Source organism: Bacillus sp. SIMBA_005, assembly GCF_046535585.1.
Lineage (GTDB): Bacteria > Bacillota > Bacilli > Bacillales > Bacillaceae > Bacillus > Bacillus pumilus.
In genome coordinates this window covers 89420-101300 of record NZ_JAWRWI010000005.1, presented here as the reverse complement: position 1 = coordinate 101300, position 11881 = coordinate 89420, and the positions used below count along the sequence as shown (strand labels likewise).

Below are 11881 nucleotides of genomic sequence, written 5' to 3'. Positions count from 1 at the left end.
GATGAAACGTCTCTTTTCTCTTGAGGCGTTTTTCGTTATGCTTAAAGAAATCAATCAAAGGAGTGTTCTTCTTGACGAAACCTTATGTCTATATCACAAGAAAGCTGGATGAAGCATCACTTACACCACTAAAAGAAGTCGCTCATATCGAGATGTGGCCGAGTGAAGAGGAGCCATGTCCACGAGAAGAATTAGAAAAACAAGCAGCGAAAGCGGATGCGCTTCTCACCATGCTGTCAGATCAAGTAGATGAAGCCCTTTTATCAAAGGCTCCACATGTTAAGGTCATCGCAAACCTTGCTGTGGGTTATGACAATATTGATCTTGAAGCCGCTAAAAAGCGCAACATCACCATTTGTCATACGCCTGATGTATTAACAGAATCCACGGCTGATTTAGCCTTTGCCCTTCTAATGGCGTCAGCTAGACGGATTGTCGAGGCGAGTGATTGGGTGAAGGACGGAAACTGGACAGACTGGGGACCGCTTCTTCTTGCAGGAGCTGATATCCATCATAAAACCCTTGGAATTGTCGGCATGGGCAGCATCGGAACAGCGCTTGCCAAGCGGGCAGCAGGCTTTGACATGAAGGTGCTGTATCATAACCGGTCAAGAAAGCCAGAGGCAGAAGCGCAGCTCGGCGTGACCTACGCGGCTTTTGAGGATTTGCTCACGCAGTCTGATTTCATCGTCTGCCTGACACCGTTAACCCCAGAAACGAAAGACATGTTTAATGAAAAGGCATTTGATCTGATGAAGAACTCTGCTTATTTTATTAACGTATCAAGAGGACAAACTGTGGACGAGGATGCTTTATATGAGGCAGTCACGACAGGAAAAATTGCCGGCGCTGGCCTAGATGTATTTAGACAGGAACCTGTCAGCCCATCTCATCCGTTAACAACATTACCTAACGTCACGGTTCTCCCTCATATTGGAAGTGCAAGTGTTGAAACGAGAAAAACGATGATGCGTTTATGTGCTGAAAATATTGCGCTTGTCTTACAAGGTCAGCAAGCTAAAACGCCGGTTCGCTCATCATATTAGGCTCCCTGAGTTTCGGGAGTTTTTCTGACAAAAATATTTTGAAAATATAGAATCTTGATATAAATAGCTGTTAAGCGGTTTCATTCTAACAATCTCTTATTTTATTACCTTGTCAAAATGAGGATACCCCTTTATAATGTGTGTACATTGAATGTCTGTGTTAGGTTAACAAATGTCTTTTTAGAGAGGACATTGACAGAGAAAGGTGGAATTTCAGGTGAAGGCAATTCGAGTTGGACTATTAGGATTAGGAACAGTGGGGAGCGGTGTCGTCAAGATTATCCAAGATCATCAGGATAAATTAATGCACCAGATCGGCTGTCCGGTATTAATACAAAAAGTGCTTGTGAGCAATCCCGATAAAAAGAGAGATGTGGATGTGGCAAGAGAGGTCTTCACAACTGAAGTATACGATGTGATTAGAGATCCAGAGGTCGACGTCATTATTGAAGTGATGGGCGGCATTGAAGAGACAAAACAATATTTAATAGATGCTTTAAATGAAAAGAAGCATGTCATTACCGCCAATAAAGATTTAATGGCACTTTACGGAACAGAGCTTTTACATGTGGCGAAAGAAAATGGCTGTGATCTTTATTATGAAGCAAGTGTCGCCGGAGGAATTCCGATTCTGCGTACGCTGGAGGAAGGATTAGCCTCTGACCGAATTACGAAGATGATGGGGATTGTGAACGGCACAACGAATTTTATTTTAACGAAAATGAACGTCGATAAAAGCGCATATGAAGATGTCTTAAAAGAAGCGCAGGATCTAGGCTTTGCAGAAGCAGATCCAACAGCTGATGTAGAAGGACTAGATGCGGCAAGGAAAATGGCAATTCTTGCAAGACTCGGATTTTCCATGAATGTGGAATTAGAGGATGTAAAGGTCAGTGGCATCTCTGACGTTTCTGATGAAGACATTAATTTCAGTAAACGATTCGGCTACACAATGAAGCTAATCGGAATTGCCCAGCGTGACGGAGAAAAAGTAGAAGTCAGTGTCCAGCCAACGTTACTTCCTGATCACCATCCGCTTTCATCGGTCAACAATGAATTCAATGCGGTGTATGTCTATGGAAGTGCTGTGGGAGAAACGATGTTTTACGGACCTGGAGCTGGAAGTCTGCCAACGGCAACCGCTGTTGTATCAGACTTAGTCGCAGTCATGAAAAACATGCGCCTTGGCGTGAACGGAAGCGGATTTATTGCACCGCAGTTTGAGAAAAAGATCAAATCACCATCGGAAGTATTTGCTCAGCAATTTTTAAGAATTCATGTGAGAGATCAAGTCGGGGCATTTTCCCGCATTACATCTATTTTTTCTGAAAGAGGTATCAGCTTTGAAAAGATCCTTCAGCTTCCTGTGAAAGGGCATGATGAGCTGGCTGAAATTGTGATTATTACACACCGGACCTCAGAAGAAGATTTCTCAAATATCCTGCAAAAATTAAACGATCTCGACGTGGTGGTTCAAGTGAAGAGCACGTACCGAGTAGAAGGGAACGGTTTAAGCTGATGAAGTGGAATGGACTTATTGAAGAATTCCAAGAATTCTTACCAGTAAACGAATCAACACCAAAACTAACATTAAATGAAGGGAATACACCGCTGATCCACCTCTCCAAGCTTTCGGAAAAGCTAGGGATTGAGCTTCATGTAAAGACAGAAGGCGTCAATCCAACAGGTTCTTTCAAGGACCGCGGGATGGTCATGGCTGTTGCAAAGGCAAAAGAAGAAGGCAATGATACGGTCATGTGTGCTTCGACAGGGAATACTTCTGCAGCGGCAGCCGCTTATGCAGCCCGTGCTGATATGAAATGTATCGTCATCATTCCAGACGGGAAAATTGCCTTTGGCAAGCTTGCACAGGCGGTGATGTACGGAGCAGAGATCATTGCGATTGACGGTAACTTTGATGATGCACTGAAAATCGTCCGCAGCATCTGTGAAAAATCGCCGATTGCCCTTGTGAACTCTGTCAATCCGTATCGAATTGAAGGACAGAAAACGGCGGCATTTGAAATCTGTGAGCAGCTAGGGTCGGCCCCGGACGTACTGGCGATTCCTGTTGGAAATGCGGGGAATATTACCGCCTACTGGAAAGGCTTCAAGGAATACCATGAGAAAAAAGGAACTGGACTGCCTGTCATGCGCGGCTTTGAAGCAGAGGGCGCAGCTGCGATCGTGAGAAATGAAGTGATTGAGCAGCCAGAAACAGTGGCAACGGCTATCCGTATCGGAAATCCAGCAAGCTGGAAACAAGCTGTGGCAGCGGCAGATGAATCAAACGGAAAGATTGATGACGTGACAGACGAAGAAATTCTCCATGCATATCAATTGATTGCTCGTGAAGAAGGCGTGTTTGCAGAGCCAGGCTCATGTGCGTCTATCGCAGGTGTGCTCAAGCAGGTGAAATCCGGAGAAATCAAGCCAGGCAGTAAAGTTGTTGCAGTATTAACAGGCAACGGATTGAAAGATCCGAATACGGCCATTGATATTTCACAAATCAAGCCGGTTACACTCGATGCAGATGAAGATCAAATTCTTGAACACTTGGAAAAGGCCGCGCGCGTATGAGTAAAGCCTCCATGCTTTTTTCAATCACAGTACCGGGAAGCACTGCCAATTTAGGACCAGGCTTTGATTCAGTTGGAATGGCGCTCAGCCGTTATTTAAAGCTATCGGTCTATGACCATGATAGCTGGCTGTTTGAAGCAGAATCAGAAGTCGTGTCTGGGATTCCATCAGGCACCGACAACCTCATTTATCAAACAGCCAAAAAGGTCGCAGATCACTTTGGAAAAACACTCCCGCCTGTTTATGTCAAAGTGTGGAGTGATATTCCATTGGCACGGGGGCTGGGAAGCAGTGCTGCTGCAATTGTGGCAGCCATTGAGCTAGCCAATCAGCTTCTTGAATTAAATATGCCGGATGATCAAAAGCTCTTTTTTGCAAGTGAGGTAGAAGGTCATCCAGATAATGCGGGTGCCTCTTTATTCGGAGGTTTACTGATTGGTCTTCATGAAGAAGACAAGACACATGCTGTCAAAGTACAGCATGTGGATATAGATGTTGTCGTCGTGATTCCTTTTTATGAAGTACTGACAAAGGATGCCCGTGATGTCCTGCCAGAGGATTTTTCCTATAAACATGCCGTCAGTGCGAGTGCTGTGAGCAACGTGCTTGTTGCGGCATTAATGACGCAAAACTGGCCGCTTGTTGGAGAAATGATGAATAAGGATTTATTTCATCAGCCTTACCGCACAATGCTCGTCCCAGAGCTGTCGAAGGTAGAGCATGTCGCTTCGCTAAAAGGGGCGTATGGAACGGCATTAAGCGGTGCTGGTCCGACAATCTTAACCTTAGTTGAAAAAGGGAAGGGAGAAGCGCTGAAAAAGCAGCTTGCCCAAAACTTCCCGCATTGCGAAGTAGATTTGCTGACGGTACCAGTAGAAGGTGTTGTCGTGGAGCATGATCCAGTCAATCAAGTAAAGAACGTGCTGTAAAAATGCACGTTCTTTTTTTATTCTTGTTTTTATAAAATGAGCAGGGATTATTATTTAGAGGATCGAACTATTTTTTATGCATAAAAGGAGGAGATACATTCATGAAGAAATTGATGACAGCAGAAGATTTAACGGAAATTGTTTCTGTTTCTCATCCGGTTTATTCACCAGATGGAAAAAAGGCGGTTTTTACAAAGGTTACGGTGAATGACAACAAGGATGATTATAATATCCATTTATGGGTTCGAAATGAAGAGACAGAGGAGCTGTCACAATGGACATTTGAGGATGGAAAGCATCATCAGCCAGTGTGGTCAAAAGACAGCAGGCAGCTTGCGTTTATTTTGCAAAAACCAAAGGAAGCTCCTCAGCTGGCGCTCATTCAGAGCGAGGGAGGCGGTGTGCGCACCTTAACGGCGATTCCTTACGGGGTATCTCATCCTGTCTTTTCACTAGATGGAGCTTTCATTTATGCGGCTGTGTCACTGAAACCATCAGAATCTGTTCATGATGAAAAGAAGGAAGAGCGAGATGAGTTCGCTCCTGCGGTATATGATGATTTAACCTATAAAGCAGATGGCAGAGGCTTTTTAGATGGACGTTTTACGCAGATCATTCAAGTGGATGTTCATTCAGGAGAGGCCAGGGCAGTTACGAGCGGAGAGCATCATCATGTGAATCACACGCTCTCTCCGTGCGGGAAATGGCTTGCCTATATTCAATCAAATCCTCAGAAACCTTACATAAGTGACGTGTACCTCCAATCATTAGAGGACGGTATGACAAAGAAAATGACACAATCTGCTGGCGCTTATTCCGCCGTGTCTTTTGCTCCTAATGGAGAGAGCCTCGTGTATATTGGACATGAGCGTGAATTTCAAAATGCGACCTTCCCAGCATTATGGCTGTATGATCTGAAGGAGCAAAAAGTCATTCAGCTGTCAGAAATGCTCGATATGTATGTGGGCAACTGTATGGCAGGGGATAGCGTTATGGGCGAAGCCAATCAGCTTCCGCAGTGGACAAAGGATAGCCAGGGATTTTATTCGCTTGTTTCTGATCAAGGCAGTACAGGGATTTATTATTTCTCCGTTGAAGGCTTAGCCTATCCTGTTCGATTAGAGGCAGAACATATTACAAACTTCAGCCTTCATCCGAATGAATCCAAAATGCTGCTGAGCCGGCTGTCACCCGTTTCACCAAGTGAGCTGTATGAGCTGACATTAGGGGAGGCAGATCTAAAGAAAATCACGTTTGAGCATGATGAATTCCTCAAGGAGCATGTCCTATCGGTACCAGAGCCATTTTCGTTTCAGTCAAAAGAAGGCGGCGAGGTGCATGGCTGGTTTATGAAGCCTTCCGAGATGGAAGAGGGGAAGACTTATCCGCTTATTTTAGAAATTCATGGCGGACCGCATGCCATGTATGGTTATACGTATTTTCATGAATTTCAAATGCTCGCTTCTGAAGGCTATGCCATCGTATATATCAATCCTCATGGCAGTCATGGATACGGACAAATGTTTACCGACCGTGTGAGAGGGAGCTATGGTGACGTTGATTATGAGGATGTCATGCAGGCTGTTGATCATGTGCTGAAAGCCTATGATTTCCTTGATGAAACAAGACTTGGAGTGACAGGCGGCAGCTATGGCGGTTTTATGACCAACTGGATTGTCGGACAGACCGGCCGTTTTCGCGCAGCCGTCACACAGCGGTCCATTTCAAACTGGATTAGCTTTTATGGCATCAGTGATATCGGTTATTACTTCACAAGGTGGCAGATGGATGGGGATATTTATGATTCAGCCGATAAGCTATGGGATCGTTCGCCGCTAAAGTATGTGAAGCAGGTAAATACGCCGCTTCTCATCCTGCATAGCGATGAAGACTATCGCTGCCCAGTCGATCAAGCAGAACAGCTTTTTGTAGCACTGAAGGAGCTTGGGAAAGACACAAGGCTCGTCAAATTCCCGAAAGCATCTCATGATTTATCCAGAAGCGGCCATCCGGGGCAGCGTATTCAAAGACTGACCTTTATAAAGGATTGGTTTAGAGAGAAGTTAAACTAAAAAAAACGACCCAAATTCGGGTCGTTTTCATGTCATATATGAATTAGAAAACCTGTTCAACTTCTACAACGCCAGGCACTTCTTCTAATAATGCGCGCTCAATACCGGCTTTTAATGTAATGGTTGAACTTGGGCAGCTGCCGCATGCACCAAGAAGACGTAATTTCACAATGCCATCTTCAATGTCTACAAGCTCACAGTCTCCACCATCACGTAATAGAAATGGACGAAGTTTGTCCAGTACTTCCTGTACTTGGTCTTTCATTTCGACTTCAGTCATTGGATATAATCGCTCCTTTCACAACATATCACCATTATATTCATCTGGACGATAAAAATCTATTGATTGGTTTCAAAGTTTCCTTCTCATTATAGCACAATCTCATCTTGAAACAAAAAGTGATTTTGACTTTTTTCATACAGAAAATTCAGCTAAAATAAAGAAAGAATAGGGGGCTTGTTAAATGAATCAAACCGTCGATCTTTATGTATATGGAAGAGATGTACTCTGCGCTAGCTGCGTCAATCTGCCTTCTTCAAAAGACACATTTGAGTGGTTAGATGCAGCGTTAAAACGAAAATATCCGAATCAGCCGTTTCGCATCACATATATTGATATTGAGCACCCGCCAGAAAACGAACACCAAAAGGAATTGTCTGAACGAATTCTTGAGGATGAATTCTTTTATCCACTTGTCTTAGTGGAGGATCAAATTGTTGGAGAGGGTAATCCAAAATTAAAAGACATTTATCAAGAAATGGAGAAATACGGTTACACGGAGAGCAGTGAATAAACTGTTCTCTTTTTGAGAAAATAAACAGAACAAACGTTCCTTTTTAGGTTGAAAAAGAACGTTTGTTCGATTATAATAAAATGAAAGGAGCGTGAGCATCATGAATTATTTACTGAAACAATCTCTTCATCAGCAAATACCAATTGAGATGATTTATATGAAGAAGAACGGAGAGTGCACGAAGCGTAAAATTATTGTTCACCGTCAAACAGACCAAATCATCCAAGCGTATTGTTTATCAAAAAAGACGATGAGAACATTTCGTAAAGACTGCATCCTTGCCCTTGCTCCAATCAAATTGACCCGTTCCTCGGCACATGCCGTTTCATAGAAAAAAGCTCCCTCGACGAGAAGGAGCTTTGAGATAAAATTCACATGATGTTAGCCATTGTGGTGCTTATACATCCAAAGGAGTCCGGATTTTAGAAGTCTTGGTACACGGCCAACAAGTGGACGATCTGCTACTAAGCCAAAGCCAGCTTTTTTCCCTAAAGATCCTAAGACACCTTTTAGCTTAAACTGAGGATAAGCCTCAGGAAGCGGCTCGTTTTTCCAGCGTTTTTGCAGAGATTGGACAATTTGTTCTGCCTGCGCCTCGGCAAGCTGTGCACTTGGAGCATGCGGAAGACTTGCGCAATCACCCACGACATAGACGTGCTCATCTCCAGGGAGATTGTGATGAGGTGTTAATACGACGCGGCCTTGTACGTCCTTTTCAACATCCATCTCTCGTATCACTTTGCTTGGCTGAATGCCTGCTGTCCATACGATGACCTCTGCTTCAATGGCATCATCATGGTTATAAACAATACCTTCTTCAACCTTCGTAATATTCGCACAGTTAATGATCTTTACGTCATTTTCTTCAAACCACTTTTGCACATATAAACTTAATCTTTTTGGGAAGCTTGATAAAATCAACTCTCCGCGGTCGAAAAGAATAATGTTTAAATCAGCACGGCTTTCTCTTAATTCACTGGCTAGCTCTACCCCGCTAAGTCCAGCACCGACGATGCCAACCGTTGCACCTGCACTCAAATTGTTTAATTTGTTATACGTGTGTCTTGACTGATCAATGGTTTGAATGCTGTATGTATGTTCTTTCGCACCAGGGACATTATGATACTTGTCCTCACAGCCGAGCCCAATCACCGTGTCGTCATAAGGAATGGGTTCACGGTCGCTGAATAAGATCTGTTTGTTTTCAATATCAATTTTTTCTACTTCCCCATATTGAATATCCAGCTTCGGATGCTCTGGAAATGATACTCGAATGTGATGATCAGAGATCGTTCCAGCAGCGAGTGCATAATATTCTGTTTTTAAACAGTGGTAAGGATTTCGATCAATTAATGTGATGGTAACATCATCAGGTAATTGATTTGGCAATAAGCGGTGGAGAACCCGCATATTCCCGTAACCTCCGCCGATCAAGACTAAATTTTTCATGACGATTCTCCTTTTCCCCGTAGACATTGAAAAACACTTATACTAAAAAACTTTAAGTTAAAATACCAAATAAAATTATATCGAATTTACTGTGAAACCACAATAATTGTTTCAAAATAACCTACATATTCATTAGTTAGTCCTAAATAGTAAAACATTTTACGAGGAATAGGCGTAACGATACAGGTGAAGCTCATGTTTTGACTAATAGAAGGAATTTCGGTAGGATGGTAAAGCAATGTGAGGTGAAGCAAAGTGTTCCCACTGATCGAATTTTGTGTAAGTAATCTTGCGCAAGGGTCTCAAGAAGCAAAAGAGATGCTTGATAAAGACCCAAACCTAGACGTTATGGAATACGGCTGTTTAAGCTATTGCGGCAAATGTATGGACTCCCCATTTGCACTCGTGAATGGAGAATTTGTTTCCGGAGAAAATGCAGAGCAGCTAGTCGAGCGTATTTATGCTTTTATAGAGGAAAATGAGATGTTTTAAATGCACCACATGGGTCATGAGGTGCATTTTTTTCATATTTTCAGTTTCCATTTTTAAGGAGAATCAATAGAAAGCGCATCCAATATGTTATGCTAATAAAATATCATCAAAATGAAGCATCACACGAGAGAAAATGAGGCATATGCATAATAAAAGCCCCTTGCCATGGCAGCAAAGAGCTTTTATGTATGAAAAACGGGGGATGATAAGATTGTCTCCTGAACCGACTCCTTTTATACTATAAAGAAACAACATTTTTGGAGGAAGCTCATGACATCATTTCAATTCACGAAAATGCACGGGTTAGGAAATAATTATATATACGTCAATCAGATGAAGGAACAGCTTCCAGAAGAGCAGCTATCAGAGATCGCGATCCGGGTTTCTTCTGTTTACACAGGAATCGGTTCAGACGGAATGATCCTTATTTGCCCATCAGATGCTGCACCTGTGAAAATGCGCATTTTTAACAATGATGGTTCAGAGGGTAAAAACTGCGGTAACGGTCTGCGCTGTGTGGCTAAATATGTGTATGAGCATCAAATCGTAACAGACACAACGTTCCAGATTGAGACATTGTCAGGACTCGTTGAAGCGACCGTTCATGTGCAGGATGGTCACGTACATTTAGTGACAGTAGATATGGGAAAGCCTCGTTTTGAAAAAGAAGCGATGCCGATGCTTGGCGAACCAGCAAGCACAACGATTAATGAACCGCTTGATTTTGGCACGACGACCTTAAATGGAACGGCTGTTTCAATGGGAAATCCGCACATCGTTTTTTATCTGGAGGACATTGAAAAGGCACCGCTGGATACAATTGGGCCAATCATCGAAAAACACGACATGTTCCCAGAAGGCGTCAATGTAGAATTTGTAGAAGTGGTCAGTGAAACAGAATTGCATTTTCGTGTGTGGGAAAGAGGGTCTGGTATTACTCAAGCCTGCGGAACAGGAGCTTGTGCGGCTGCTGTATCCACGATTGTGAATGGACAGGCGAAAAGAGAAACGGACATGACGGTTCACTTAGCTGGCGGAGATCTCATCATTCGCTGGAAAGAGAATGAGCATGTGCTTATGACAGGACCTGCTGAAACGATTTGTGACGGCACATTTTATCTGTAAACCATTTATTTGAGAAAAGGCACCATCACGTTTATAATTGAAAAGAAACATCCAGTCAAAAGGAGGGATGATCATGAGTACACCAGTAACCATTACAGAAGCTGCTGCACTGCAGATTAAAGATATGATGAAAGAACATGAAGAAGAAAATGCGTTCCTACGAGTGGGCGTAAAAGGCGGCGGATGCAGCGGTCTTTCATACGGCATGGGCTTTGACCATGAAGTATCAGAGAAAGACACGCAGTTCGAACAGCAGGGCATAAAGGTCCTTGTCGATTCCGAAAGCCTTGATATCATGAACGGCACCATCATTGATTTCAAACAATCACTAATGGGCGGCGGTTTCACCATCGATAATCCGAACGCGATTGCGTCATGCGGATGCGGTTCTTCGTTCAGAACAGCGACGAATACCGGTACGCCGGAAGAGTGTTAACAACTGATCATGATAAGCCTTCTTGTTCGTTTGTTTTTGTAAACAACACGATCGAGGAGGCTTTTTTGATGAAGAAAACCAACCATAAAAAAGAGACACTCATTCAGTGTCTCTTTCTATATTGCTTCTTCTATTTTCAATAGCTCTTTATCCAAGACATCCACCAGCTCTTGGGTGCTAAACATATAGATGACCACTTCTTTATTGTCATCTTCCACATGGACTTCAATCACCATTTTAATCTTTGCTGGTTTTTCGTGGTACACCACTTCAAATGTACCCATTTTTTCCGTTTCATTGTTTTGATTCATTTTTTGAACTTTGGAGAGTATCTGTTTGATTTCTTGATCACTCAATCCAGAATCTAAAATTGAAGTGGACACACGATTTAAAAATGGTTCTAGTTGATCAACATCAATATTCAATCCTGCTGCGAACTGCGCATAATGTTTATTATAGTCTTTTGCAAACAGTTTAACTGAGCCACCAATCATCAGTAATAAGCTCAAACTGATTATGAAACGTTTTAACATCTTTTCACCTATCCTTCATTAAGATCTTCTTCTTTTCCTATATCGGTTGATCAGATGAAACCTTCATTCTCACTTCAATCATTTATAAATCGCTCAATTTTGTTACATCTCGCTCTCACAACTGGCTATTTCCACCCGAAAAGAGTATCATGAGAACCAAACATAAACTGTAGGTAGAAAAGAGGTTGCTGAGGTTTGAGTGAACAAATCAATTGCAGGAACTGTCATGAACTGATTCCGTATCGTTCTAAAACGTGTCCAGCTTGCGGGATTGAGAAGCCGCTTCCGAAAAAGGAACGTGTGAAGGATCGGGTGATTTTGGTTGTGGCAGGGATTGTTGTGGTGCTGCTTGCTGCAATGGTACTTGGAATGGCGAATGCCTATATTGGGGTTTTTAAATAAACAAAAAAGGAGTTCCGCTAGTG

13 protein-coding genes and 1 pseudogene are annotated in these 11881 nt (G+C 42.8%); 11 read left to right on the top strand and 3 right to left on the bottom strand.

Features of this window, described 5'->3' with window-relative positions:
• Positions 1–71: 71 nt before the first annotated feature.
• The 5 genes from SB660_RS09895 to SB660_RS09875 all read left to right on the top strand — a co-directional run bounded on the left by SB660_RS09895 (position 72) and on the right by SB660_RS09875 (position 6627).
• A complete protein-coding gene (locus SB660_RS09895; RefSeq protein ID WP_410582342.1) occupies positions 72–1046 on the top strand; it encodes a 2-hydroxyacid dehydrogenase in 975 nt (324 codons plus the stop codon).
• Positions 1047–1263: 217 nt separating this feature from the next.
• Positions 1264–2565 (top strand): homoserine dehydrogenase, encoded by a 1302-nt coding sequence (locus tag SB660_RS09890; RefSeq protein WP_058013762.1) that lies wholly within the window; start codon positions 1264–1266, stop codon positions 2563–2565.
• Positions 2565–3626: a threonine synthase gene (gene thrC / locus SB660_RS09885; RefSeq protein WP_410582341.1), complete on the top strand. Its 1062-nt coding sequence runs from the start codon at positions 2565–2567 to the stop codon at positions 3624–3626. The genes SB660_RS09890 and thrC overlap by 1 nt, the downstream gene beginning before the upstream one ends.
• On the top strand, positions 3623–4555 hold the full coding sequence (gene thrB, locus SB660_RS09880) for a homoserine kinase (RefSeq protein ID WP_058013764.1): 933 nt from the start codon (positions 3623–3625) through the stop codon (positions 4553–4555). The genes thrC and thrB overlap by 4 nt, the downstream gene beginning before the upstream one ends.
• 101 nt (positions 4556–4656) lie before the next feature.
• Entirely contained in the window at positions 4657–6627 is a 1971-nt protein-coding gene (locus tag SB660_RS09875; protein ID WP_410582338.1) for an alpha/beta hydrolase family protein, read from the top strand.
• Positions 6628–6670: 43 nt separating this feature from the next.
• Here the strand turns inward: SB660_RS09875 and SB660_RS09870 are convergent.
• A pseudogene (locus SB660_RS09870) lies at positions 6671–6970 on the bottom strand (NifU family protein).
• Positions 6971–7091: 121 nt separating this feature from the next.
• Here SB660_RS09870 and SB660_RS09865 point away from each other — a divergent pair.
• Together SB660_RS09865 and SB660_RS09860 are read left to right on the top strand one after the other, a co-directional pair.
• Complete coding sequence (locus tag SB660_RS09865; protein ID WP_058013766.1) at positions 7092–7421, top strand: YuzD family protein; 330 nt, start codon at positions 7092–7094, stop codon at positions 7419–7421.
• A 100-nt stretch (positions 7422–7521) separates the two neighbouring features.
• Complete coding sequence (locus tag SB660_RS09860; protein WP_410582336.1) at positions 7522–7752, top strand: WYL domain-containing protein; 231 nt, start codon at positions 7522–7524, stop codon at positions 7750–7752.
• Between the two features lie 50 nt (positions 7753–7802).
• Here the strand turns inward: SB660_RS09860 and SB660_RS09855 are convergent, their stop codons facing one another.
• Positions 7803–8870 carry an NAD(P)/FAD-dependent oxidoreductase gene (locus SB660_RS09855; RefSeq protein ID WP_058013768.1) on the bottom strand — a complete coding sequence of 356 codons (1068 nt, stop codon included), beginning with the start codon at positions 8868–8870 and terminating at the stop codon, positions 7803–7805.
• Between the two features lie 255 nt (positions 8871–9125).
• Here SB660_RS09855 and SB660_RS09850 point away from each other — a divergent pair, with 255 nt between their 5' ends.
• The 3 genes from SB660_RS09850 (at position 9126) to erpA (ending at position 10923) form a co-directional block, all read left to right on the top strand.
• Entirely contained in the window at positions 9126–9362 is a 237-nt protein-coding gene (locus SB660_RS09850; RefSeq protein WP_410582334.1) for a YuzB family protein, read from the top strand.
• A gap of 270 nt (positions 9363–9632) precedes the next feature.
• Entirely contained in the window at positions 9633–10487 is an 855-nt protein-coding gene (gene dapF, locus SB660_RS09845) for a diaminopimelate epimerase (protein WP_180310154.1), read from the top strand.
• 73 nt (positions 10488–10560) lie between these two features.
• Entirely contained in the window at positions 10561–10923 is a 363-nt protein-coding gene (gene erpA, locus SB660_RS09840; protein ID WP_017358921.1) for an iron-sulfur cluster insertion protein ErpA, read from the top strand.
• A 116-nt stretch (positions 10924–11039) separates the two neighbouring features.
• Here the strand turns inward: erpA and SB660_RS09835 are convergent, their stop codons facing one another.
• Entirely contained in the window at positions 11040–11456 is a 417-nt protein-coding gene (locus SB660_RS09835) for a hypothetical protein (RefSeq protein ID WP_410582332.1), read from the bottom strand.
• Positions 11457–11651: 195 nt separating this feature from the next.
• Here SB660_RS09835 and SB660_RS09830 point away from each other — a divergent pair, with 195 nt between their 5' ends.
• Positions 11652–11858, top strand: a complete 207-nt coding sequence (locus SB660_RS09830; protein ID WP_012011136.1) for a hypothetical protein — start codon at positions 11652–11654, stop codon at positions 11856–11858.
• Positions 11859–11881: the final 23 nt, after the last annotated feature.